Origin of the sequence: Amaricoccus macauensis, assembly GCF_049800915.1 — a bacterium.
GTDB classification, from domain to species: Bacteria; Pseudomonadota; Alphaproteobacteria; order Rhodobacterales; family Rhodobacteraceae; genus Amaricoccus; species Amaricoccus macauensis_A.
On the sequence record NZ_JBNAFY010000002.1, the window covers coordinates 632,451 to 655,934 of the forward strand.

General features: G+C 65.9%; 18 protein-coding genes. 13 read left to right on the plus strand and 5 right to left on the minus strand.

The features are described from left to right. The first annotated feature begins 40 nt into the window (after window positions 1-40). The 6 genes from dgcN to ACP15W_RS07215 all read left to right on the plus strand — a co-directional run bounded on the left by dgcN (window position 41) and on the right by ACP15W_RS07215 (window position 5,454). Window positions 41-1,036, plus strand: a complete 996-nt coding sequence (dgcN, locus tag ACP15W_RS07190) for an N-acetyltransferase DgcN (protein ID WP_424932172.1) — start codon at window positions 41-43, stop codon at window positions 1,034-1,036. After that, window positions 1,033-1,662, plus strand: a complete 630-nt coding sequence (locus ACP15W_RS07195) for a class I SAM-dependent methyltransferase (protein WP_424932173.1) — start codon at window positions 1,033-1,035, stop codon at window positions 1,660-1,662. Before dgcN ends, ACP15W_RS07195 begins: the two co-directional genes overlap by 4 nt. Further along, a complete protein-coding gene (dgcA, locus tag ACP15W_RS07200) occupies window positions 1,659-2,624 on the plus strand; it encodes an N-acetyl-D-Glu racemase DgcA (RefSeq protein WP_424932174.1) in 966 nt (321 codons plus the stop codon). The genes ACP15W_RS07195 and dgcA overlap by 4 nt, the downstream gene beginning before the upstream one ends. A gap of 46 nt (window positions 2,625-2,670) precedes the next feature. After that, window positions 2,671-3,525, plus strand: a complete 855-nt coding sequence (locus tag ACP15W_RS07205) for a D-amino-acid transaminase (RefSeq protein ID WP_424932175.1) — start codon at window positions 2,671-2,673, stop codon at window positions 3,523-3,525. A 154-nt stretch (window positions 3,526-3,679) separates the two neighbouring features. Continuing rightward, window positions 3,680-4,012 (plus strand): BrnA antitoxin family protein, encoded by a 333-nt coding sequence (locus ACP15W_RS07210; protein WP_424932176.1) that lies wholly within the window; start codon window positions 3,680-3,682, stop codon window positions 4,010-4,012. A gap of 455 nt (window positions 4,013-4,467) precedes the next feature. Then, window positions 4,468-5,454, plus strand: a complete 987-nt coding sequence (locus ACP15W_RS07215; RefSeq protein WP_424932177.1) for an alpha/beta fold hydrolase — start codon at window positions 4,468-4,470, stop codon at window positions 5,452-5,454. Window positions 5,455-5,628: 174 nt separating this feature from the next. On the opposite strand, the gene gyrA is transcribed toward ACP15W_RS07215, so the two are convergent. Continuing rightward, window positions 5,629-8,421 carry a DNA gyrase subunit A gene (gyrA, locus tag ACP15W_RS07220; protein ID WP_424932178.1) on the minus strand — a complete coding sequence of 931 codons (2,793 nt, stop codon included), beginning with the start codon at window positions 8,419-8,421 and terminating at the stop codon, window positions 5,629-5,631. Between the two features lie 286 nt (window positions 8,422-8,707). Here gyrA and ACP15W_RS07225 point away from each other — a divergent pair, with 286 nt between their 5' ends. The 4 genes from ACP15W_RS07225 (at window position 8,708) to ACP15W_RS07240 (ending at window position 14,935) form a co-directional block, all read left to right on the plus strand. After that, complete coding sequence (locus ACP15W_RS07225; RefSeq protein WP_424932296.1) at window positions 8,708-10,936, plus strand: RNA degradosome polyphosphate kinase; 2,229 nt, start codon at window positions 8,708-8,710, stop codon at window positions 10,934-10,936. Window positions 10,937-10,976: 40 nt separating this feature from the next. Further along, a complete protein-coding gene (locus tag ACP15W_RS07230; protein ID WP_424932179.1) occupies window positions 10,977-12,518 on the plus strand; it encodes an exopolyphosphatase in 1,542 nt (513 codons plus the stop codon). A 507-nt stretch (window positions 12,519-13,025) separates the two neighbouring features. Beyond that, window positions 13,026-14,363: a proline--tRNA ligase gene (proS, locus tag ACP15W_RS07235; protein ID WP_424932180.1), complete on the plus strand. Its 1,338-nt coding sequence runs from the start codon at window positions 13,026-13,028 to the stop codon at window positions 14,361-14,363. 29 nt (window positions 14,364-14,392) lie between these two features. Beyond that, a complete protein-coding gene (locus ACP15W_RS07240) occupies window positions 14,393-14,935 on the plus strand; it encodes a hypothetical protein (RefSeq protein WP_424932181.1) in 543 nt (180 codons plus the stop codon). A 6-nt stretch (window positions 14,936-14,941) separates the two neighbouring features. Here the strand turns inward: ACP15W_RS07240 and ACP15W_RS07245 are convergent, their stop codons facing one another. After that, window positions 14,942-15,223, minus strand: coding sequence for a helix-turn-helix domain-containing protein (locus ACP15W_RS07245; protein WP_424932182.1), 282 nt, complete (start codon window positions 15,221-15,223; stop codon window positions 14,942-14,944). 302 nt (window positions 15,224-15,525) lie between these two features. On the opposite strand from ACP15W_RS07245, the gene ACP15W_RS07250 reads away from it, so the two are divergent. After that, window positions 15,526-16,059 carry a CBS domain-containing protein gene (locus tag ACP15W_RS07250; RefSeq protein ID WP_424932183.1) on the plus strand — a complete coding sequence of 178 codons (534 nt, stop codon included), beginning with the start codon at window positions 15,526-15,528 and terminating at the stop codon, window positions 16,057-16,059. A 138-nt stretch (window positions 16,060-16,197) separates the two neighbouring features. Then, window positions 16,198-18,888 carry a GNAT family N-acetyltransferase gene (locus tag ACP15W_RS07255; RefSeq protein ID WP_424932184.1) on the plus strand — a complete coding sequence of 897 codons (2,691 nt, stop codon included), beginning with the start codon at window positions 16,198-16,200 and terminating at the stop codon, window positions 18,886-18,888. Between the two features lie 71 nt (window positions 18,889-18,959). Here ACP15W_RS07255 and ACP15W_RS07260 read toward each other — a convergent pair whose 3' ends face one another. Beyond that, window positions 18,960-20,510: a helicase HerA-like domain-containing protein gene (locus tag ACP15W_RS07260; RefSeq protein WP_424932185.1), complete on the minus strand. Its 1,551-nt coding sequence runs from the start codon at window positions 20,508-20,510 to the stop codon at window positions 18,960-18,962. A 97-nt stretch (window positions 20,511-20,607) separates the two neighbouring features. Between ACP15W_RS07260 and cutA the strand changes: the two genes are divergently transcribed. After that, entirely contained in the window at window positions 20,608-20,967 is a 360-nt protein-coding gene (cutA, locus tag ACP15W_RS07265; protein ID WP_424932186.1) for a divalent-cation tolerance protein CutA, read from the plus strand. Here cutA and ACP15W_RS07270 read toward each other — a convergent pair. Both ACP15W_RS07270 and ACP15W_RS07275 read right to left on the minus strand, forming a co-directional pair. After that, window positions 20,931-21,233 carry a hypothetical protein gene (locus ACP15W_RS07270; RefSeq protein ID WP_424932187.1) on the minus strand — a complete coding sequence of 101 codons (303 nt, stop codon included), beginning with the start codon at window positions 21,231-21,233 and terminating at the stop codon, window positions 20,931-20,933. The genes cutA and ACP15W_RS07270 overlap by 37 nt on opposite strands. 136 nt (window positions 21,234-21,369) lie before the next feature. Beyond that, entirely contained in the window at window positions 21,370-23,328 is a 1,959-nt protein-coding gene (locus ACP15W_RS07275) for a TonB-dependent receptor domain-containing protein (RefSeq protein WP_424932188.1), read from the minus strand. Window positions 23,329-23,484: the final 156 nt, after the last annotated feature.

Genomic DNA, 23,484 nt, shown 5'->3' on the forward strand with positions numbered 1-23,484 from the left:
GTTTTGCCGTGCGTTTGCAACGATCGAGAGAGGCGTCGACATGATCTCTACCCCCTATCTGCTGTTTCTGGGCGATGCTCCGGACCCGCTGGCTGCAAAGGTCGCCCAGGGCATTCGGGACTGGCGCCCGGATGTCTCCATCGGGCAATACCGCATGGATGGCTGCAAGGCGGATATGGGGCTGCCGGACATGACCATCCCGGAGGCGGTCGCTGCGGGAGCGAAGACGCTGGTGGTGGGCGTCGCGAACCGTGGCGGCGTGATCTCGCCCGCCTGGCTGAGCATTCTGGAAGAGGCGCTGCTGCACGGGATGGACATCGCCTCGGGCCTGCACAACCTCCTGCACGACGAGCCGCAGCTTGTGGCCACGGCGCGGGCCAAGGGCCGCACCCTCTACGACGTGCGCGTGCCGGGGGTGAAGTATCCCATTGCGAACGGCAAGCGGCGGAGCGGCAAGCGCTGCCTCGCGGTCGGCACCGACTGCTCGGTTGGCAAGATGTATACGGCGCTCGCCATGGAGAAGGATATGCGCGCGCGGGGCATGAAGGCCAGTTTCCGCGCCACCGGTCAGACCGGCATCCTGATCACTGGCGACGGAGTGCCGCTCGATGCCGTCGTTGCTGATTTCATGGCCGGGTCCATCGAATACCTGACCCCGGACAACGATCCCGATCACTGGGATCTGATCGAGGGGCAGGGGAGCCTGTTTCACGCTTCCTACTCCGGCGTGACGCTGGCGCTCATTCACGGCGGTCAGCCCGACACGCTGATCCTCTGCCACGAACCGACGCGGGCGCACATGCGCGGGCTGCCGGACTACAAGCTGCCGAGCCTCGAGGCGCTGCAGGATCTGGCTCTGACGATGGCACGTGTGGTGAACCCGGACGTGACCGTGACAGGCATTTCGGTGAACACCGCGGCCATGAGCGAGGCCGAGGCGGAAGACTATCTTGCCGGTGTCGAGGCGAAGATGGGGCTGCCGGCCGTGGATCCCTATCGTCAGGGCGCGGGCCGGCTGGTGGATGCGCTTGAATGAGCGATGCTCAACTCGCGGAACTCGCGCTCACGACGCAAGACGTCTACGAGCGCAATGCGGCGCGCTTCGATGCCGAGCGTCCCAAGGGTCTCCATGAGCGTGTCTGGCTCGACCGGTTTGCCGCCTGCCTCGCGCCCGGTGCGGCGATCCTCGATCTGGGCTGTGGCGCCGGCGATCCGATTGCCGCATATTTCGCGAGCCGCGGCTTCCGCGTGACAGGGCTCGATGCCTCGGCGGCGATGTTGCGGCTGGCGCGCGCCAAGATGCCCAAGGGAGATTGGCGTCACGTCGACATGCGCGGGCTCGATCTGGGCGAAGTCTTTGACGGGATCATCGGCTGGAACAGTTTCTTTCATCTTAACCCGGAGGAGCAGCGTGCGCTGCTTCCACGGATCGCGGCGCATCTTGCACCGGGGGGAGTGCTGATGCTGACCGTCGGGCCCGAAGCGGGCGAGGTCGGCGGTCACGTGGGCGATGATCCCGTCTATCATTCGAGCCTCGACCCCAAGGATTACCGTGAGATCCTCGCGTCTTATGGTGTTGATGTCACTGCATTCGTGGCCGAGGATCCGGACTGCGAGCGCCAGACCGTTCTGCTGGCTCGCAAGCAAGGAGCGAAGGAATGAAGGTTACCTCACTGGTGCGCAGTTTCCGGCTCGCCGAGACATTCACCATCAGCCGCGGATCGCGGACCGAGGCGGAGGTGGTCGAGGTGACGATCGAGGATGGCATTGCGGTCGGGCGTGGCGAATGCGTGCCCTATGCCCGCTACGGCGAAACGCTCGAGAGCGTGCAGGCGCAGATCGCGGGGCTGCCGGAGAGCTTCGATCGCACAGAGCTTCAAGGCCTTCTGCCTGCCGGTGCTGCGCGGAACGCGGTCGATTGCGCGCTATGGGATCTCGAGGCGAAACGGGCCGACGAGCCGGTCTGGCAGCTCGCGGGCCTTTCGACACCGGGACCGGAGATCACCGCCTACACGCTTTCGCTGGCGGAGCCGGCGGCAATGGAGGCCAAGGCGCGCCAGCATGCGCATCGGCCGCTCCTGAAGATCAAGCTTGGCGGCGAGGGCGACATGGCCCGGCTCGAGGCCGTGCGGCGCGGGGCGCCGGATGCGCGGATCATCGTCGATGCCAACGAAGGTTGGACCGCGGAGGCCTATGCCGAGCTTGCGCCGGCTCTTGTCCGGCTCGGGGTGGAAATGGTCGAACAGCCGTTTCCGGCGGGCGATGACGGGGCGCTTGCGGAGATCGAGCGGGTGCTGCCGGTCTGTGCCGACGAGAGCTGCCATGATCGCCAAAGCCTTGCGGGACTGCGCGGCAAATACGACATGGTGAACATCAAGCTCGACAAGACCGGCGGGTTGACCGAGGCGCTGGAACTGCGCCATGCGGCGCGGGCCGAAGGCTATTCGGTGATGGTGGGCTGCATGGTCGGATCGAGTCTCGCCATGGCGCCGGCGGTGCTCGTAGCGCAGGGGGCGGCGGTGACGGATCTCGACGGGCCGCTGCTGCTAGCCGAGGATCGCGACCCGCCACTGGCCTTCGACGAGGCGGGCGTGCATCCGGCCCCCCGCGCGCTCTGGGGCTAGGTGCCGGCGAATTGTGTAACGATTGGAGAGGGGTAAGGTAAACGACATGTCCCGCATTGTCTATGTGAACGGAGAGTATCTGCCCGAGGACGCCGCGAAGATCTCCGTGTTCGATCGCGGTTTCCTGTTCGCCGATGCGATCTACGAGGTGACGAGCGTGCTCGACGGCAAGCTTCTCGATTTCGAGGGGCATATGCGGCGGCTCCATCGCTCACTGGGCGAACTGGAGATGGAAGCCCCATGCGAGGATGCAGCACTTGAGGCGATCCACCGCGAGCTGATGGTGCGCAATGCGTTGTCCGAAGGGCTGATCTACCTCCAGGTGACGCGGGGCGCAGCGGACCGGGATTTCCTTTATCCTGAAGGGGTTGCGCCAAGCCTCGTCATGTTTACCCAGGCGAAGGGGCTGCGTGTCTCCCCGGCGGCGGAGCGGGGGACGAAGGTCGTCTCGATCCCCGATCAGCGCTGGGCGCGACGCGACATCAAGACGGTGCAGCTTCTGCCCTCGGCCATGGGCAAGATGGCGGCGAAGAAGGCCGGCGCGGACGATGCCTGGATGATCGAGGACGGCTTCGTCACCGAAGGCACGTCGAACAACGCCTATATCGTGACGAAGGACGGGACGATCGTGACCCGCGATCTGTCGAACGCGATTCTGCACGGGATTACAAGGGCTTCGGTTCTCACATTTGCCCGTGAAGCACAGATGAAGGTCGAGGAACGGGCCTTCACGCTTGAGGAGGCGAAGGGGGCGGCGGAGGCCTTTTTCACCTCGGCCTCGTCCTTCGTGATGCCGGTGGTCGAGATCGACGGGCAGCCGATCGGGGCGGGCGTTCCGGGGCCGGTGGCGACGCGGTTGCGGGAGATCTACATTGCGGAGGCCCTGGCGCGCGCGAGCTAGGGTTTTCCGGTTCAACCCGCTGAAAGGGCGGGAAAATTTCCATGCAGCTTGTATGCATATTCCATGCATATTTCATGCATACGATTGCCTGCGAAACCGGCGGTTAACCGGTTTGTGGCAGGGTCGGCTCGTTTTCATCACATGAGGATGGGCCATGACCCTACGAAAGCGCACCAAGCGCGAGGAGCGGAGCTATGCCCAGTTGCTCGTCGATCTCCAGGAACTGGAGGTCTGGGCGCGCAACGACCGGCTGAAGCGCGACCATATTCCCGAGGACTGGCACCGTATGGCCACGCAGGCGCCGGTGAAGCCGCACAAGACCCGGCTGACGGCGGCCTTCGATACGGACGTGGTGCGGTGGTATCGCGGGCTTGGGCGAGGCTATCAGGCCCGGATGAACACGGTTTTGCGCGCCTACATGCTCGCGGTGATCTCGAAGGAGATCGAGGGTATCGGTGACCGGGACTGGAAGGGCGATCCGATCTGAGGGGGGGCATGCGGCGGCCCGTGGGGTGGCGCAATACCGCCTGTTCGACGCGGTTCATGGCGACGATATTGCCTAGGTTTGCACGAAGGCCCCGCATCGACCATGCGCCAGCCCGGCGGGACGGGCCGTCGCAGGCACGGCGCCTTCGGCTCGTTCCGTGCCCGGCCAAGCTCATCCGTCGAAATGAGGTCGGCCCAACCAGAGCAACGGCTCGGCGTCGCCGCATTTTGCGGCGACCGCGCGTCGATGTGGGCGTTTGCTGCGTTACCCCCCGGCCCGCCGCCGGTCCGGCGCTTTCGGCGTGTTCCCGGCCAGAGGCCCCATCAACGTCCGCTAGAGCGAAATCTCCTGCCGTATTCGCTTCCGTCGGAACGGTTTCGCTCTACCTCTCCAGACATGCAGAGTGATCGGCGTGTCTGCACGCCACATATCTGGTGTGTTTGTCCCTGGGGGTAATGTTGAAGATCCTGCTCGTTCTACTGATCTGTCTGGCGCTCGCCGTTGCGTTCGTGGTCTGGCGTCTCTCGGAGCGTTCCGCTTCGGCGAGAGCCAATTTCCCGCCCAATGGCCAGATGATCGATGTCGGGGGCGTCGAGGTTCATGCCTATGTGGCGGGCGAGGGGCCTGATCTGGTGCTGATCCATGGCGCGGGCGGCAATCTCAGGGATTTCACCTTCGATCTGACCGACAGGCTGACCGACCGCTACAGGGTGATCGCCTTCGACCGGCCCGGTTTCGGCTACACAGGCCATCCGCCGGATGCGGACGTGGAGCGCGGCGAAAGCCCGCGCGAGCAGGCCAGACTGCTACAGGCGGCAGCGGACGCGCTTGGCGTGACGGACCCGGTGGTTCTGGGTCACAGTTTCGGCGGCGCGGTGGCGATGGCCTGGGCGCTGGAACGACCCGATGCGACGGGCGCGCTCGTGGTGCTTGGCGGGGCGACCATGCCGTGGCCCGGCGATCTCGACCCGCTCTACGGGATCAATGCCTCCGCGGTGGGCGGTGCGATCGTCGTGCCGCTGATCTCCGCCTTTGCAACGCATGACATGGCGGTGAAGGTGCTGGAGCGGGTCTTCGCGCCGGATCCGGTGCCTGCGGGATACAGCGACGCCTTCGGAATTCCGCTGACGCTTCGCCGCGAGACGCAGCTCTCGAATGCGCGGCAGGTGAACGGTCTGCGCCCGCATGTTGTCAGCATGTCGGAGTCGTATGCCGGGCTGACGGTGCCGGTCGAACTGGTTCACGGCACGGCGGATGAAATCGTTCCGGCGGAGGTTCATGCGATCCCGCTGTCGGGGATCTTGCCGGATGCGGAATTGACCCTGCTGCCCGGTGTCGGACACATGCCGCATCATGCGGCCACCGGTGAAGTGATTGCGGCCATAGACCGGGCGGCCGGACGGCGGCGTGCCGACGCTCGGGCCGAAGCGGCCTCGAAGTGAGCAAGGCGCTGAAGGCCGTGCTTGCCTTGGGCTCATTCCGCGCGTGAAATAGTTTCCAAGTATATTTGTCAAAAAGGTGAAAATTCACGGCAACGTTGATGGCGCCGCATTTCGCGGCGACCGCGCGTCGATATGGACGTTTGCTGTCGTCCGCAGGTGGGTAGCGAGGCGCGGTTACGCCTCGCTCTCCGGGTTGTCGGGCGCCTCGGGGGCGGCCTGATCCTCATCTTCCGCGCCGTTCTCCGCGATCAGTGCCACGGAGACCACGCGCTCGCCATTGGAGGTGTGGAAGACGCGCACGCCGCCCGCGCTGCGGGAGCGGAAGGAGATGCCGCCCACGGGACAGCGGATCGACTGGCCCGCATTGGTGGCGAGCATGATCTGGTCGTCGGTCTCCACCGGGAAGAGCGTGACGAGCGGCCCGCCGCGCATGGCCTTGTCCATCGCCATGACGCCCTGGCCGCCGCGTCCGCGCAGGGGATAGTCGTGCGACGAGGAAAGCTTTCCGGCCCCGTTTTCGGTGATGGTGAGCAGGAGGTCCTCGGCCTCGGACATGGCGACATAGCGCTCCTGGCCCAGCATGACGGCCTCGACGGCATCCTCCTCGTCGGTCTCGGGGGCGGCATCCTCGTCCTCGAGCGTGCCGGCGACCGCGCGGCGCATCTTGAGATAGGCGGCGCGCTCCTCGGAGGTGGCCTCGAAATGGCGGATGATCGCCATCGAGACGACCTCGTCGCCCTCGGCCAGCCGGATGCCGCGCACGCCGGTAGAGCCGCGGCCCTTGAAGACGCGCACATCGGCCACGGGGAAGCGGATTGCCTTGCCCGCCCGCGTGGTGAGCATCACGTCGTAATCCTCGTTGCAGATCCGCGCATTCATGAGCCGGGTGCCCTCGGGCAGCTTCATGGCGATCTTGCCGTTGGCCTTGACGTTGGTGAAGTCGTCGAGCGCGTTGCGGCGCACATCGCCCTGCGAGGTGGCGAACATGATCTGCAGGCTCGCCCAGTCCTCCTCGGGCTTGTCCACCGGCATGATGGCGGCGATCGAGACCCCGGACGCGATGGGCAGGATGTTGACGATCGCCTTGCCGCGGCCGTTGCGCCCGGCCTGGGGCAGACGCCAGGTCTTGAGCTTGTAGGCCATGCCGTCGGTGGTGAAGAACAGCAGCTGGGTATGGGTGTTGGCGACGAAGAGCGTGGTGACGAAATCCTCGTCCTTCGTGCTCATGCCCTGCGTGCCCTTGCCGCCGCGGCGCTGGGCGCGATACTCGGCGAGCGGCGTGCGTTTGATGTAGCCGCCCTGGGTCACGGTGACGACCATGTCCTCGCGTTCGATCAGGTCCTCGTCGTCGAGGTCGGCGTCCCATTCGACGATCTCGGTGCGGCGGGGCACGGCGAAGAGTTCGCGGACCTCGCGCAGTTCGTTGGAGATGATCTCCATGATCCGGGAGCGCGAGCGCAGGATATCGAGATAGTCGGTGATCTTGCCCGCGAGCTCCTGCAGCTCGTCGGTAACCTCCTTCACGCCCATCGCGGTGAGACGCTGGAGGCGCAGGTCGAGAATGGCGCGCGCCTGGGTCTCGGAGAGGAAGTAGGTGCCGTCGGGCTGGACCTTGTGGGAGGGATCGTCAATGAGCGCGATATAGGGCGCGATCTCCTCGGCGGGCCAGGCGCGTTTCATCAGCCGCTCGCGGGCCTCGGCCGGATCGGCGGAGGAGCGGATCGTGGCCACGACCTCGTCGATGTTGGAGACCGCGACCGCGTAGCCGCAGAGCACATGGGCGCGTTCGCGGGCCTTGCGCAACTCGAATGCCGTGCGCCGGGCCACAACCTCCTCGCGGAAGGAGATGAAGGCGGTGAGGAACTTGCGCAGGTCGAGCTGTTCCGGGCGGCCACCGTTGAGTGCGAGCATGTTGCAGCCGAAGGAGGTCTGCAGCGGGGTGAAGCGGAAGAGCTGGTTCAGGACGACATCGGGTGTCGCGTCGCGCTTCAGCTCGACCACCACGCGGACGCCGAAGCGGTCGCTTTCGTCCTGCACGTGGGCGATGCCCTCGACCCGCTTCTCGCGGGCGAGATCGGCGATGCGTTCGACCAGTGTCGCCTTGTTGACCTGGTAGGGGATCTCGTCGACCACGATGGCGTAGCGGTCCTTGCGGGTCTCCTCGATCCGGGTCTTGGCGCGGATGATCACCGAGCCGCGGCCCTCGTTGTAGGCCTTGCGGGCGCCGGAGCGGCCCAGGATGATCCCGCCAGTGGGGAAATCGGGGGCGGGGATGTATTCCATCAGGTCCGCGACGCCGAGATCTGGGGTCTCGATCAGCGCGAGCGTCGCGTCCACCACCTCGCCGAGGTTATGCGGCGGGATGTTGGTGGCCATGCCGACGGCGATGCCGCCCGCGCCGTTGACCAGCATGTTCGGGAAGCGCGCCGGCAGGACGGAAGGCTCGAGGTCCTTGCCGTCGTAGTTCGGCTGGAAGTCGACGGTTTCCTTGTCGATATCCGCGAGCAGGTAGGCCGCGGGCTTGTCCATGCGCACTTCGGTGTAGCGCATCGCCGCGGGGGCGTCGCCGTCCATGGAGCCGAAGTTGCCCTGGCCATCGAGGAGCGGCAGGGACATGGAGAAGTCCTGCGCCATGCGCACGAGGGCGTCGTAGATCGCGCTGTCGCCATGGGGGTGATACTTACCCATGACATCGCCCACAGGCCGCGCCGACTTGCGGTAGGGCTTCTCGTGTGTGTTGCCGGTTTCGTTCATCGCGTAAAGGATGCGGCGGTGAACCGGCTTCAGCCCGTCGCGCAGGTCGGGAATTGCGCGGCTCACGATCACGCTCATGGCGTAATCGAGATAGGATGCGCGCATTTCCGCCTCGATCGCGATCGCCGGCCCGGAATGGATCGGTCGCTCGGGGCCGCTGCCCCCTGCGTCTTCGGGGCCGTTCTCGGGTTCGTCTTCGGGAGTGTCGTTCAAGGTCTGGCCCTTGCGGCAGTCTGGAATAGCTAGATTGTGTATAGTCCGACCCTGCGCGCGATGCAATGACGCAGCCGAAGTCCTTGCGGAATGTCCCAAAAATCGGTCTCGGCGCCAAGGGGCGTTCACCCGCCCGCCGGTGATCCCGCCCGGCGCTCGGCGCCCCGGCATGGCCTTTCCATCGCAAACGGTTTTGGTCTAGGTTGGACGTTTCCGTTGATCGCGCCCGTCTTCCGGAGTTTGCCGGCCTGGTGCGCGTATATATTTCGAGAGGGAGATCATGAACATGCAAGGGGCCTCCGTCCCGGCCGAGAGCGCCGAGCCGATGCAGGCAGATCACGTCAACGCGGATTTCCTGAATGCGAGTGCCGGACCCGGCCGCGCGGTTCCGGGGCTCGATCTCGGGAGCGAGGCGCGGTTCGTCAATCGCGAGTTGAGCTGGCTCGGGTTCAACTGGCGTGTGATGGCCGAGGCGGAAAACCCGGACGTGCCGCTTCTGGAACGGGTGCGCTTCCTTGCGATCTCGGGTGCCAATCTCGACGAATTCTACACGGTGCGCGTGGCGGGTCTGCGGGCCATGGTGCGGCAGGGCGTGGGCCGGGCCTCGGCGGACGGGCTGACCCCGGCCGAACAGCTCGAACGGATCGAGCGGGACGCCCGTGCCCTGATGGACCGGCAGCAGGTGGCGTGGAAGACGCTGCAGGACGAGATGCGCTCGGCGAAGGTGCGGGTGCTTGGCCCCTCGGAGCTGCGCGCGGCCGATCTCAAGGTGCTGGAGGGCTACTTCTTCGAGCAGGTCTTCCCGATCCTCACCCCGCTTGCCATCGACCCGGCGCACCCGTTCCCCTTCATTGCCTCGGGCGGCTTCGCCATGGGGCTGAAGCTGCGGCGCAATGCCACGGGGCGCGAGCTCGATGCACTCCTGCCGGTTCCGGCACAGGTCGCACGCTTCGTGCGCCTGCCCGAGGGTGCGGGCGGCGAGATCCGGCTCCTGCCGCTGGAAGGGCTGCTCGAGGTGTTCGTGGACCGGCTCTTTCCGGGCTACACCATGCTCGGCACATGCGCCTTCCGGGTTCTGCGCGACAGCGATCTGGAAGTGGAGGAAGAGGCCGAGGATCTCGTGCGCGAATTCGAGACCGCGCTCAAGCGCCGTCGTCGCGGGGAGGTGATGCGGCTCGAGATGACGGCGGATGCGCCCGAGGATCTGCGCGAAACGCTGGTGAACGAACTGGGCGTGGCGCAGGAGGAGATCGTCGAGATCCGCGGGATCGTCGGCATCGCCAACCTCTCCGAGCTCTGTTCGGTCGGGCGCAAGGATCTGCTCTGGACGCCGTTCACCCCGCGCGTGCCCGAGCGGGTGCAGGATTTCGACGGCGATGTCTTCGCGGCGATCCGGCAGAAGGACATGCTGCTGCACCACCCCTACGAGACCTTCGACATCGTGGTGCGGTTCCTGCAGCAGGCGGCGCGCGATCCGGATGTGCTCGCGATCAAGCAGACGCTCTACCGCACCAGCCGCAACTCGCCCATCGTCTCGGCGCTTTGCGAGGCGGCGGAGGACGGCAAGTCGGTCACGGCACTGGTGGAGCTGAAGGCACGCTTCGACGAAGCGGCCAACATCCGGCTTTCGCGCCAGCTCGAGCGCGCGGGCGCGCAGGTGGTCTACGGGTTCGTGGACTGGAAGACCCACGCGAAACTTTCGAGCGTGGTTCGCCGGGAGGGCAGCGAACTTGTCACCTACAGCCATTTCGGCACCGGGAACTACCACCCCGGCACCGCGAACATTTATACCGACCTCTCGCTCTTCACCTGTGACCGGGCGCTGGGCCGCGACGCGGTGAAGGTGTTCAACTACGTCACCGGCTACGTTAAGCCCGAGACGCTCGACAACCTCGCGATCTCGCCGCACATGATCAAGCCGCGGATCATCGAGAGCCTCGAGGCCGAGATCGAGCATGTGAAGGCCGGTCGGCCGGGGCATGTCTGGGTGAAGGTCAACTCCATCACCGATGCGGAAGTGATCGATGCGCTCTATGCCGCGAGCCAGGCGGGCGTGCGCATCGACATGGTGGTGCGCGGGATCTGCTCGCTGCGGCCCGGTGTGAAGGGGCTCTCGGAGAACATCCGGGTCAAGTCGATCATCGGCCGGTTCCTCGAACACAGCCGGATCGTCTGTTTCGGCAACGGGAAGGGTCTGCCCTCCGAGGAGGCGCGGGTCTACATCAGTTCGGCGGACTGGATGGACCGCAACCTGAACCGGCGCATCGAATCGCTCGTGGAGATCACCAACCCCACGGTGCATGCCCAGATCATGGATCAGATCATGGCGGCCAACATGCGTGACACGGTGCAGAGCTGGGTGGCGCAGCCCGACGGCATGTTCCTGCGCCATGAAGGCGGGGGCGAGGAACGCCCGTTCAGTTGCCACCGCTACTTCATGGAGAAACCCTCGCTCTCGGGGCGCGGGCGGGCCGGGTCACGTGACGTGTTGCCGCTGGTAGACGAGTTCGGTTAGGCCTTTGCCCGAGAGCCGGGCAAATGCAGGGGAAGATTCCGTGACATTCCAGGAAAACGCGGCGCGGGCCGAGGATCACGTGCCTCTCTTCGAGATCGACGAGGCGGTGAAGGCCCGGCTGCGGCGGATCGGTGTGATCGACGTGGGGTCCAACTCGATCCGGCTCGTCGTTTTCGACGGCATGGCCCGGAGCCCGGCCTATTTCTTCAACGAGAAGGTGCTCTGCGGGCTGGGCGCGGGGCTTGGCGAGACCGGGCGGCTCAACCCGGAGGGGCGCAGGAAGGCGCTGGGCGCGCTGCACCGCTTCGTGGCCCTGGCTTCGCGGCTTCATCTCTCCGGCATGATCGCGGTGGCGACCGCGGCGGTTCGCGATGCGGAGGACGGCCCGGATTTCTGCGCCCAGGTGGAAGCGGAGACAGGCCTTCAGATCCATGTGGCCAGCGGTGCGGAGGAGGCGCGGCTCTCGGCCAAGGGGGTGCTTCTCGGCTGGCCGGATGCGGAAGGCATCGTCTGCGACATGGGTGGCTCCTCGATGGAGCTTGCCATTCTGCGCGAGAGCCGCATCCACGGTTGCGAGACCTCTCCGCTCGGGCCGCTCAAGCTCGCGGATTTCACCGACATGGAGAAGCGCGACAAGTATATCCGCAAGCAGGTGAAGGCACTGGCGAAGGCGGTCGCGGCCGGGGAGGGCGAAGTGCTCTTTCTCGTGGGCGGGTCCTGGCGGGCGGTGGCACGGCTCGACATGCTGCGCCGGGGCTACCGGCTGACTGTGCTGCACGGCTACGAGCCGCCGGTGGAGGAACTGCTGGAGACGCTGGCCTGGATCCCGAACCAGGACATTGCCGCGCTTTCGGATGCCACCGGCACCTCGACCGCACGGCTGTCGCTGATCCCGGACGTGGCGCCGGTTCTGGCCGAGGTCATCCGGCGGCTGGCGCCCCGGAAGGTGGTGATTTCGGCCTACGGTCTGCGCGAGGGGCTGCTTTACCGGCAGATGCCGGAAACCATGCGCGAGCGCGACCCGCTGATCGAGGCGGCGCGGCACATGGAAAAGCACAAGTCGCGCATTCCCGGTTTCGGGCGGGTGCTCTTCAACTGGCTCAAGCCGCTCTACGCGGAAGCCGATGCGCAGGAATTGCGGCTCATCGAGGCGGCCTGCCTGATGCATGACGTCCATTGGCGGGCGCATCCCGAATATCGCGCCGAGCACTGTTTTGCCTCGGTGACGCGGGCGAACATCGGCGGGGTGAATCACGTCGACCGGGTCTTCATCGGCTTTGCGCTGCTCAACCGCTACAAGGCAAGCCCGCCGGCGAACATCATGGAGAGCTTCGGCCCGATGCTGGGCAAGGAGCGCCTGGCCGAGGCGGCGCAGCTTGGCCGCGCGATGCGGCTGGGTTCCATGCTGTCGGGCTCGGCGCATGAGGTTTTGGAGAGCGCCGATCTCAGGGTGCGCGACGGGGTCCTGAGCCTCACGTTGCGCGGGGTGGCCTGCGAGTGCGCGGGCGAGGCGGTGGAGCGGCGGTTGCAGGGGCTTGCGAGCCGCATGGGACTTCCCGCGGAACTCAAGCTCGAGCCCTGATCCCAAACCTTTCGATCTTTGCGATCTGGTGCCGCGGGCGCTGTCTTTCGGGGTGGCGGGCCGGGCTGCCGGGCGGGTTTGTCGCGCGGTGCTGCGAGACGAATTGCGCGAAACGCAAGTCACGGGATCACGTGAGGGCAGGAATTCGGTGGTCCAGAATCTTAAAAGCGGCCTGCGATGCAGGCCGCTTTGACTTCCCCCCTCAGACTTGAGCCATTCCCAACCATTGTTGGCATCGCCGGTCCGTGCTGCCGCTGCCAGGATGTGCCTCGTTGTCGGGCCTAGGCTTGTTCGGCCCCGTCTTTAAATCAAGTTTGTGCATGAAATGCAATGCAGAATTCATCAAGGTGCATAGCTGGGAAAGATTCAATTGCAGGTAATAGAACTGTCGCAGTTCAAACGCTTCACGGGTGTGTGAGCACAGAAGCGGCAAGATTCGACCTTTCTCCCGAACATATCTTGCTCTAGACGGACAGCAAGTCGAGAAAGCCCGGAGCCGATCGGAACATGCGCCTGACCCGTTATTTCCTGCCCGTCCTGAGGGAAAACCCTGCCGAAGCCCAGATCGCGAGCCATCGGCTCATGCTGCGTGCGGGGATGATTCGCCAGGCGAGCGCGGGGATCTATTCCTGGCTGCCGCTCGGTTACCGGGTTCTGCAGCGGATCCAGCAGATCGTTCACGAGGAGCAGCAGCGCGCGGGCCACATTCCGCTGCTCATGCCCACGCTCCAGCCGGCGGATCTCTGGCAGGAGAGCGGGCGCTACAACGCCTACGGACCGGAGATGCTGCGCATCCGCGACCGTCACGAGCGCGACATGCTCTACGGGCCGACCAACGAGGAGATGATCACCGACATCTTCCGCTCGGCCGTGGGCAGCTACAAGGATCTGCCGCTCACGCTCTATCACATCCAGTGGAAGTTCCGCGACGAGGTGCGCCCGCGCTTCGGGGTGATGCGGGGCCGCGAGTTCCTGATGAAGGACGGCTACAACTTCGACCTGACCAAGGAAGATGCGCTGCACGCCTACAACCGCCACCTGGTAAGCTACCTGCGGACCTATGAGCGGATGGGGCTCAAGGCGATCCCGATGCGCGCCGATGGCGGGCCGATCGGGGGCGACTACACGCATGAGTTCCTGGTGCTGGCGGAGACGGGCGAGTCGGAAGTCTTCTACGACAGCGAGATCACCGATCTGACCTTCGGCGACCGGACGATCGACTATGACGACGTCGCCCAGTGCCAGGCGGTGCTGGAGGAGTTCACATCGCGCTATGCTCGCACCGACGAGACCCATGACGAGGCGGTCTTCGCGGAGGTGCCCGAGGCGCGGCGGCGGAGTGCGCGCGGCATCGAGGTCGGCCAGATCTTCTATTTCGGCACCAAATATTCCGACGCGATGAACGCGGTGGTGGTGAACGAGCAGGGCGAGCGTGTGCCGGTGCACATGGGCTCGCACGGGATCGGGGTCAGCCGCCTCGTCGGCGCGCTGATCGAGGCGAACCACGACGAGAAGGGCATCATCTGGCCCGAGGGCGTGACGCCCTTCCACTGCGGCATCGTCAATCTCAAGCAGGGCGACGAAGCCGCCGACGGGGCCTGCGACGCGCTCTATGCCGGGCTGAAGGCCAAGGGCCTCGACCCGCTCTACGACGATCGGAACGAGCGCGCGGGCGCGAAGTTCGCCACCATGGACCTGATCGGTCTGCCCTGGCGGATCACCGTCGGGCCGCGCGGGTTGAAGAACGGCGTGGTGGAATTGACCTCGCGGCGCACGGGCGAGAGCGAGGAGATGCCGCCCGAAGCGGCGATCGAACGCGTGGCGCAGATCTACGCCGGGATCTGAGGGCCAGCGCCGAACGGAGGGTGGACGGAATGATTTCCAGTCGGATCGCGGGTGCTTTTGCCCTTTCTTTCACTCTCGCGGCGGGCGCGATGGCCGAAGAGGTCGAGATTACCCTAATCGATCCGCTCGACGGCGATCTCAACAGCTATTGCCTCGATATTTCGGGCGGGCTGGGCGAGGGGGCCGATCCGGCCGCCGGGCTTCAGGCGCATACCTGCTACAGCTATCGCGGGTCGCTAGAGGTCGATCAGATCTTCGAGGCCGATCGGTTCGCTGATGGCGTTCTCTACATGCCGCGGTTCGATGTCTGTGCAACGCTGGTGGGGCGCGAGGCCGGTGCCATGATAGGGCTTGCCGCCTGCGATGGCGGCGACATGCAGATGATCGCGCTGCAGGAGGATGGCACCCTGCGGCCTGCAGTGGCGCAGGAAATGTGCCTGACGGTGGGGGAAGAGACCCGCATGGGCCGGGGTGGCACCTCGCCGCACCAGATCAAGTCGCTGACGCTGGAGGCCTGTGATGCGGAGCTTGCCACCTACCAGGCCTGGCGCCCCCGCACCGAGAACGACTGAGCGGGATCAGCCGCAGCAGCCGCTTTTGCAGGTTGAGGCGGTGACGGGCACGAGATCGTCGTCCGTGAGGGGCAGGGCGCCGGTAATCACGCCCGGCGGTACGTGCAGGGCGGCGGCGATGCGTTCGACGGTCTCGTCGGAAATCGCACCGTGGGTTGCGCCGGTGACCTCGAGACGTGCGATCTGGCGTTCCGTCAGGCCGGTGAGCTTGCCCAGTTTGGGGCGGCCGATCTTGCGGGCCTTGCGGACGGTCTTGAGCTTCTCTGCGTCGATTTGCAGGGCTTCCATATGATCTTCCTTCTGGTGGGCGCATCCATCGGGACGGATCGCTCAACGGTTTCGAGACGCGTTCGGCATCGGTGTGGAGAATTGCCGGGCAGATTTACGCGTGGGGGCGATTTTTGCAAGCCCGCCGGTTTGCCTGTCACCTGCGCGGAATGCCCGGATCGGGGCAGCCGGATTGCACGAAATCGTGCTGAATCCCCATGATGTGCGAAACATCTGGAAATCCCGCCATGCGGGTCTAAACTGATTTTCGAATGAGAACATCGTCCGGTGCGCCGGGCCACAACATGCGAGGAAGGAAAGCCATGTCTTTTGTTGAATCCTACCGCGGCCATCTCAAGGCCGACGACGAAGGTCAGAAATCGCACTCCCAGTCAGCGGATTCGAACCTCATGCCAGGCAAGGGTGCGGCAACGGTCTCGACCATCCTCGAGGACAAGGGCCACGTGATCTATTCGGTGAAGCCCGAATCGAGCGTTTCGGATGCGGTTTCTCTGCTGAAGGCCCATCGCATCGGTGCCGTGCTGGTGCTGGGGGCCGACGGCGGCCTGGTCGGGATCCTGTCCGAGCGCGACGTGGTGCGCAAGATGGCCGATGCCGGCGGGCATGTGCTGACCCTGCCGGTCAGCGATCTGATGACGTCCAATCCCGTGACCTGCCAGTCGAACGAGCGGCTGATCGAGATGATGCATCGGATGACCGAAGGCCGGTTCCGCCACCTGCCGGTGGTCGACGACGGCAAGCTTGTCGGGCTGATCACCATCGGCGATGTGGTCAAGCATCGGCTTCTGGAGCTGGAATACGAAGCGCTCAAGATGAAGCAGATGATCGTCGGCTGAAGGTTTCGGCGAGGATCGTCCCGGTGCGGGACCGGAAAGACACGCGTCGGACCATGCGCGTATCCGGGGCGTGACAGGCGGTGCCCGGCACCCTAAACATCGGGCAAGTGTGCAGATGCGAAGGGCACCGGAGAAACAATGACGATCCGTAACCTGGACAAGGTCCTGGATCCGGGGCCGATTGCCTTGGTCTGCCAGGGCCGGGTGGGCGATATCCAGGGCGTCGCCGCGCTTGCCAACATCACCTCCGGCGGGTTCGAGAGCCGGATGTGGATCGTTCATCCGGACAATCCGGCCTTTGGCGGGCAAAACGCCCTTGCCTCCATTCATGACCTGCCGACGGCGCCGGGCATGGCGGTGCTGGCCGTGCCACGCGAGACGCTACCCGAGCGGATTACCGAGCTGGGCGAGAAGGGCTGCCGTCTGGCGGTGGTGCTCACGCCGGGCGTGAAGGATGTCGAGGGGCTGACCCAGCGGATGCTCGATGCGGCGCGGCCCTTTACCCTGCGCATCGTCGGGCCGGACACGGTCGGGATCATTGCTCCGAAGGCGAAACTCAATGCGGGTGTCGCGCAGCGGATGCCGCGGCCGGGCAAGCTGGCGCTCCTGTCGCAATCGGCGGCCGTGGCGACGACGCTGATCGACTGGGCGGACGAACACGAGATCGGGTTTTCCCTGATCGCCTCGATGGGCGAGCTGGCCGATGTGGACATGTCGGATTTCCTCGACCTGCTCTCTTCGGATTTCGATACGCGCGCCGTGCTGATGTATCTGGCGCATGTGAAGGATGCGCGGAAGTTCCTCTCGGCGGCACGGGCGGCCGCGCGGATGAAGCCGGTGATCGCGATCAAGGCCGGGCGCACCGCGCGGGCGGCCCATGCCTCCGCCACCCATACCGGGGCGCTTGCCGCGGAGGACGCGGTGATGGATGCGGCCCTGCGCCGTGCGGGTGTTCTGCGCGTCAAGGGCATGTCGGAGATGTTTGCGGCCGCGGAGACGGTGGCCCGCTTCCGTCCGCTCGACCGGGCGCGGCTCGGGATCGTCACCAATGGCGGCGGGGCCGGGGTCATGGCGGTGGATCGGCTGATGGATGGCTCGGGGCAGTTGGCGGAACTTGCGCCCGGCACCATCGCGAAGCTCGACGAGATCCTGCCTCCGTCCTGGAGCGGATCGAACCCGGTGGACATCCTCGGCGATGCGGGGCCGGAGCGCTATGGCGCGGCGCTGGAGGCGCTGGCGGCGGATCGCAATGTCGATGTGGTCATGGCGATCAACTGTCCGAGCGCCCTGGGAGATTCGGCGGCCATTGCCGATGCGGTCGCGGCGAAGACCCGGCGCAGCATGATCGGCCGCAAGCCCGTTCTGGCCTGCTGGATGGGGGGCGCGGACGCGCGGGAAGCGCGCCGTGTCCTGCGGCGCAAGGAGGTGGCGACCTTCTCGACCCCGGCGAGTGCGGCCGCGGCGGTCGGGCACCTCACGGACTGGGGCCGGGCGCAGGCCGCGCTTCTGCGGGTTCCGGACCGCTCGGTGGAGGAAGCGCTGCGCTCTTCGCCGGCGCGTGCCTCGGAGGCGGTGCGCGGGATCTTCCGCAAGCTGGCCGCCGAGGGGCGCAGCATGCTCACCGAGCCCGAGGCGAAGTCGGTTGTGGCCGCTTACGGCATCCCGATCCCGGAGCTTCGCGAGGCTGCCGATGTCGAGGCGGTGGGGGTGGCGGCGGCGGATCTGCTCTCGCGACACGCGCGGGTGGTGGTGAAGTTCGTCTCGCGCGAGATCCTGCACAAGAGCGACGTGGGCGGCGTGGTGCTCAACATCGAGACGGCACGGCAGGCGATGGAAGCTGCGCGCGCGATCGAGGAGCGGGTGGCCGCGGCGGGCGAGGCGGACCGCGTTGGCGGGTATTCCGTCGAGCCGATGATCCAGCGGCCGGGCTCGCACGAGCTGATCCTCGGACTGACGCTCGACCGGTATTTCGGGCCGACGATCATGTTCGGCTCCGGTGGCATCGACGTGGAGATCCTGCGCGATACCGCCGTGGCGCTGCCGCCGCTCGACGCGAGCCTTGCCTCCGATCTGATCGGGCGGACGCGGGTGGGCCGGGTGCTCTCGGGCTATCGGGGCCGCAAGCCGGTGGATGCGGCCGCGTTGCAGGGGGCGCTGGTGGCGCTCTCGCATATGGCGGAAGATTTCCCCTGCCTCAAGGCGCTCGAGATCAACCCTCTGGTGACGGACGAGACCGGTGTGATCGCGCTCGATGCCGCGATCGAGATCGACCCCGCGCGGGTGGAGGAGACGGGCCCCAATCCGCGTCTCGCGATCCGGCCCTATCCGAGCGAATGGAGGCGCGAATACGTGCTGAAGGGCGAGACCTACACCTTTCGGCCCGTGCGGCCCGCCGATGCGCTGCTCTATCCCGATTTCCTCGCCAATGTCTCGCCCGAGGACATCCGCATGCGCTTCATGTCGCCGCGGACGAGTTTCCCCGAGGAAATGGCGCTGAAGATGACCCAGCTCGATTACGACCGGGACATGGCCTTCGTGGCGATCGCGCCGGACGGACGGATGGCCGGGGTTTCGCGCATGGCCTCCGATCCCTCCCGCAAGGCCGCCGAATACGCGCTTCTGGTGCGCAGCGATCTGGCGGGGCGCGGGCTCGGGCGGACGCTGATGACCCATCTCATCGAGTATGCCCGAGCGCAGGGCTACGAGAAGCTCGACGGCATCATCCTGTCGGAGAACCACGGGATGCTGCGGCTGGTGGAGAAGCTCGGCTTCCGCAACCGGCATGACCCCGAGGAAGCGGGGGTGATGGTCTCGAAGCTGGAGCTTTGAAGGGCGGGGGCTGCTTTGGGGGGTGAGGCACGGACCGGCGCAGTCATTCAGGTCGCCCCTTGCCCCGCGCCCTACCGCCCCTTGAAGAGCGAGCCGAGAATGCCGCGCACGAGGCGTTGGCCCTCGCGGGTGGAGAGTTGCTTCACCACCATTTTCGCCAGCCCGGACCCTGCGGAAGCGGAGGAGGAAGACCGACGCGAAGGGCTGTTCGGTGCCTCGTAGCGGCGGGCGCGGCTCGAGGCCGGGGGCGCCTGCTGCGTGGATTTCTTCGCTTCCAGTTCGGCCAGCATCTTCTCGGCCAGTTCGACATCCTTGCTAGAGGCCTCCGCGCGTTCGGCCAGCATTTCGGCGGCGGACTCGCGGTCGATGGCGGTGTCGTAGCGCCCGGCGAGTGGAGAGGCCGCAAGCGCATCAAGCCGTTCGCCCTCCGTGAGCGGGCCCATGCGCGACATGGGCGGGCGGATCAGAACGCGGCTGACCATCGCCGGCACGCCCTTGTCCTCAAGCAGGGAAACCACGGCTTCGCCGGTGCCGACCTCGCGGATCGCGGTTTCCGTGTCGAAGGCCGGGTTGGGGCGGAAGGTTTCGGCCGCCATCCTGAGCGCCTTCTTGTCACGCGGCGTGAAGGCGCGCAGCGCGTGCTGGATGCGGTTGCCGAGCTGGCCCAGCACCTCGGGGGGCACATCGTCGGGGTTCTGGGTGACGAAATAGACGCCGACACCCTTGGAACGGATGAGGCGGACGACCTGGGAGACCTTGTCCACCAGCGCCTTCGGGGCGTCGCGGAACAGGAGATGCGCCTCATCGAAGAAGAAGACCAGCACGGGCTTGTCGGGGTTGCCGACCTCGGGAAGCTCCTCGAAGAGCTCGGAGAGCAGCCAGAGCAGGAACATCGCGTAGAGGCGCGGTGCCTGCATCAGCCGGTCGGACATGAGCACGTTGATCCGGCCCATGTCGCCGTCTTTCGCCATGAGGTCGGAGAGGGAGAGGTGCGGCTCGCCGAAGAAACCGCCCGCGCCCTCGTTCTCGAGCACCAGCAGCTTGCGCTGAATCGCGCCGATGGTGGCCGTGGTGACATTGCCGTAGGTGCGGCTGACCGTCTCGCGGTTCTCGCCGAGCCAGACCAGCATGGCGCGGAGATCCTCGAGATCGAGCAGCAGCAGCCCTTCCTCGTCGGCCATGCGGAAGGCGATGTTGAGCGCGCCTTCCTGGGCGTCGGTGAGATCCATCATGCGCGAGAGGAGGAGCGGGCCCATCTCGCTGATCGTGGTCCGCACAGGGTGGCCCTTCTCGCCGTAGAGATCCCAGAAGACGGTGGGGTAGTCGCGGTAGCCGAAGCCCTCCATGCCGATCTTCGCGGCGCGGGAGGTGAGCGCCTCATGGGCCTTGCCGGCGGGATCGCCGGGCCGGGCGAGGCCGGAGACATCGCCCTTCACGTCCTGCACCACCACCGGCACGCCGGCGGCGGAAAAGCTTTCTGCGAGGATCTGGAGCGTGACGGTCTTGCCGGTGCCGGTGGCGCCGGTGATGAGCCCGTGCCGGTTGGCATATTCAAGCAGCAGTTCGCGTGGTTCGGCATATTCTGCGCCGCCTCCGCCCACAAAGATTCCGCCTGCGCTCATGCGATCCTCATTCCTCGTTCGAATTCATCGCGGGCGATGTTAAGCATCGGGCGGGCTTGAGAGAAAGCTTTTTCGGGGAAGGACCGAGGGGGAGGCCATGCGCAGGATCATCGGGATCTGGATCAATTGCAGTTCGGTGGAAGAGGCTGAGAAAGTCGGTCGCGCCCTGATGGCGTCGAAACTCGCGCCCGGCTTCAATCGCCATCCGCCCATCGCCAGCGCCTATGTCTGGCAGGGAGAAGTCCACGAGAGGGAAGAGGTGCCGCTTCTGGTCAAGACACGCGAAGAGCTCTTCGACCGGATCGTTGCGGAAGTGAAGGCGCATCACGGCTACAAGGTGCCCGCGATCACCTCCGTCGCGATCCCGCAGGCCAGCGCGGACTATGTCGGCTGGATCTACGAGAACACGTCGGGGGCCGATCAGGAGGAACGGTCGACCAGGGTTCCAGTGAAATAGGCGCTGCCTTCGGAGAAAAGGCGCTCCGCTGCGATGACGCGCGCGGGCTGCGGCACGGGCGTGCCATCCCAGACCAGTTCCTCGAGCCCGTGCTCCAGCCGGCGGCGAACCTTGTCCTCGGTCCGGCGGTCCTGGCGCCGGCGGCGGTCCTTGCCGGAGCGGACTATCTCGGCCTCGATGGCCTCCGAGCTCTCGTAGGACGGGCCGTGGCCGGCCTCCAGCGGAACGAGGGCTGTGTCGGTCGAGCGGCGCGCAGGCTTGGTCATCGGTTGGCTCCCGGAAGAGTTGTCTCTCTATCCGGCATGATACGCGGGATGCGCGCAAATTCGAGCAGATATTGGGAGCAGGGTTAAAGCGGGCGCGCGTGGTCGGGCACGGGCCGGAGCCCGCGCCCGATGCCGATCAGAACACCACGCGGGCGGCGATCGCGATTTCCCGGCCGGGTTCCGCGAGCGGCTCGACGGTGCCGAATTCCTGACCGTATGTGGCGCGGTCGGAATACATCTCGTCGAAAATGTTGTTCGCTTCGAGCCGCAGGGTGAGGTTCTCGTATTGCGCCGGCTGATACTCGGCCCAGAGGTTGACGACCGTGTAGCTCTCCAGTGCCTCGTAGCCCAGATCTTCGGTGTCGTCGTTCTCGAGCGCCGCGTCGATCGTGCCGCCCAGGGTCAGCCCGTAGCGGTCGATGCGCTGCACGGCCTCGAGCGCGATGGTCTGGCCCGAGGGCACGCCGAAATAGGTGAGCGTGTCGGAATCGACCGGATCGCCATCCGACGTCACTTCGGCGTCGACGAAGCTCGCGCGGACGAAGCCGGTGCTCCAGCTGTAGCCGGCCGAGAGACGGTAGCCTTCGGAGCGGAAGTCGAAGGGGATGAAGGGGCTGACCGAGTAGACCGCATCGCGTGCGTTGTCGATGTCGGTGCGGAAGACGGAGGCGCCCAGCTCGAAGCCCATGTGGTGGAACTCGAGGCCTGCATTCATGTTCTCCGACCGGACCGGCTCGAGTTCGTCATAGACCCAGGCCGGATTGTAGATATAGGGCTCGCCAAGAGCGATGCCGCCGAACACGTTGGAATAGCCGGCCTGGGCGGTGAACATCTCGTTGATGTCGTAGGCGACGGAGGCATTGCCCGAAAGGCCGGAATTGGTCTCCTTGCTGCCATCGACGCCCTCGAACCGCTGCTGGTCGGTGCGCAGACCCAGCGAGACGCGGAGCGGCTGGATCGGGGTCAGACGTGCCTGGCCGTAGAGGCCCCAGTTTGTGGCCTTCTCGGTCAGTTCGTCGGTGAAGGGATCCTCGTAGCTCGTTTCCTCGGAGTAGAAGTCGACGCCCGCGTTGATCGAGCCGAGATCGCCCAGTCCGAAGCGGTTCTCGACCTTGCCGTTCCAACCCTCGCCGGTGCCTTCGCTGCCCCATGGGTCGGGCACGTCGGTGGTCGACTCGCTCCAGGCGATCTGCGCCGTGGGCTGCCAGATCCCGGTCGCGCGGGTGGCCTCGTAGGTCAGCACCACGTTGCGGGTGGTGAGATCGTATTCGCGCACTTCCGGCTCGTCGCGGCCGATGAGGCTGCCGATATTGGCGCGGTAGGGGCGGTCGGCATCGTCCTGGGTCTGCATGGCCGAGATCTCGAACCGATGTCCGGTTTCGCTCTCGTAGGCGCCTTTTGCCAGGAAGCTCGTAAGGTCGGTTCCGGTGCCGGGCACTTCATCGCCGTCGCCGTCATCGTAGTTGCCGCCATCGCCATAGCGGACGTAGGCCAGTCCTTCGAAGCCGTCGCGGCGGCCATAGCCGGCAAGCCCACCGACGAAAGTGTCGCCGTTGAAACTGTATCGTGCAGTGGCAAAGCCGCCGGCTGTCTCGTCGGGGGCGAGCAGGTCGTCCACATCGACGGTTTCGTAGGCGATGGCACCGGCTATCGCGCCGGGCCCCGAATCCGCGGCCGTGACACCGGGATCGACGCGTACGGCCTTCAAAAGGCCCGGATCGATCTGGTTGGTCGACGAATGGTGGAAGATCTTCTGGTTCTGGCGCGCGCCATCGACCGTCACCGCGAGGTTCGTTTCCTCGATGCCGTTCACATAGACCTTCTGCGATGCCGGAACCGCGCCGCCGACCTGCACCGTGGCGTCGGAGGCGAAGACCTCCTTCAGCGTCTGCGGATCCTGACGTTCCAGCTCCTCGGGGCCGATATAGACCGATTCCGCGCGGTCCGCGGCCCCGTCATATGCGTCCCAGTCATGGGTCGAAAACACGGGCAGAGTGCCGAGAAAGAGAGGGGTTTCGGTGTCCTGTGCCAGGGCCGTGGCACCGTGCGCCGTCAGGCCCGATGCGCAGGCCAGAATATAGCTGTATCGTCTCAAGGATTGCGTCTCCCACCATGAGCAGTCCGGATCTGTTGGCGGGCTCGGCTGGAAACGCAGCGTGGCGGGCTGTTCGCGTGGTTTTAAACCGCTCACGCCTACGAACGAAAGCGGATTCTTACGGGCAGGTAGGATGATCGGGGCGAGAATTGCCCG

Excerpts from the sequence above, each read along its gene's own strand:
- ACP15W_RS07225 (WP_424932296.1), top strand. The coding sequence starts at position 8,708 with ATGCAAGGGGCCTCCGTCCCGGCCGAGAGCGCCGAGCCGATGCAGGCA.
- ACP15W_RS07195 (WP_424932173.1), top strand. The coding sequence starts at position 1,033 with ATGAGCGATGCTCAACTCGCGGAACTCGCGCTCACGACGCAAGACGTC.
- dgcA (WP_424932174.1), top strand. The coding sequence starts at position 1,659 with ATGAAGGTTACCTCACTGGTGCGCAGTTTCCGGCTCGCCGAGACATTC.
- proS (WP_424932180.1), top strand. The coding sequence starts at position 13,026 with ATGCGCCTGACCCGTTATTTCCTGCCCGTCCTGAGGGAAAACCCTGCC.
- ACP15W_RS07215 (WP_424932177.1), top strand. The coding sequence starts at position 4,468 with ATGTTGAAGATCCTGCTCGTTCTACTGATCTGTCTGGCGCTCGCCGTT.
- dgcN (WP_424932172.1), top strand. The coding sequence starts at position 41 with ATGATCTCTACCCCCTATCTGCTGTTTCTGGGCGATGCTCCGGACCCG.
- ACP15W_RS07240 (WP_424932181.1), top strand. The coding sequence starts at position 14,393 with ATGATTTCCAGTCGGATCGCGGGTGCTTTTGCCCTTTCTTTCACTCTC.
- ACP15W_RS07210 (WP_424932176.1), top strand. The coding sequence starts at position 3,680 with ATGACCCTACGAAAGCGCACCAAGCGCGAGGAGCGGAGCTATGCCCAG.
- ACP15W_RS07250 (WP_424932183.1), top strand. The coding sequence starts at position 15,526 with ATGTCTTTTGTTGAATCCTACCGCGGCCATCTCAAGGCCGACGACGAA.
- ACP15W_RS07205 (WP_424932175.1), top strand. The coding sequence starts at position 2,671 with ATGTCCCGCATTGTCTATGTGAACGGAGAGTATCTGCCCGAGGACGCC.
- ACP15W_RS07260 (WP_424932185.1), bottom strand. The coding sequence starts at position 20,510 with ATGAGCGCAGGCGGAATCTTTGTGGGCGGAGGCGGCGCAGAATATGCC.
- cutA (WP_424932186.1), top strand. The coding sequence starts at position 20,608 with ATGCGCAGGATCATCGGGATCTGGATCAATTGCAGTTCGGTGGAAGAG.
- ACP15W_RS07245 (WP_424932182.1), bottom strand. The coding sequence starts at position 15,223 with ATGGAAGCCCTGCAAATCGACGCAGAGAAGCTCAAGACCGTCCGCAAG.
- ACP15W_RS07255 (WP_424932184.1), top strand. The coding sequence starts at position 16,198 with ATGACGATCCGTAACCTGGACAAGGTCCTGGATCCGGGGCCGATTGCC.
- ACP15W_RS07270 (WP_424932187.1), bottom strand. The coding sequence starts at position 21,233 with ATGACCAAGCCTGCGCGCCGCTCGACCGACACAGCCCTCGTTCCGCTG.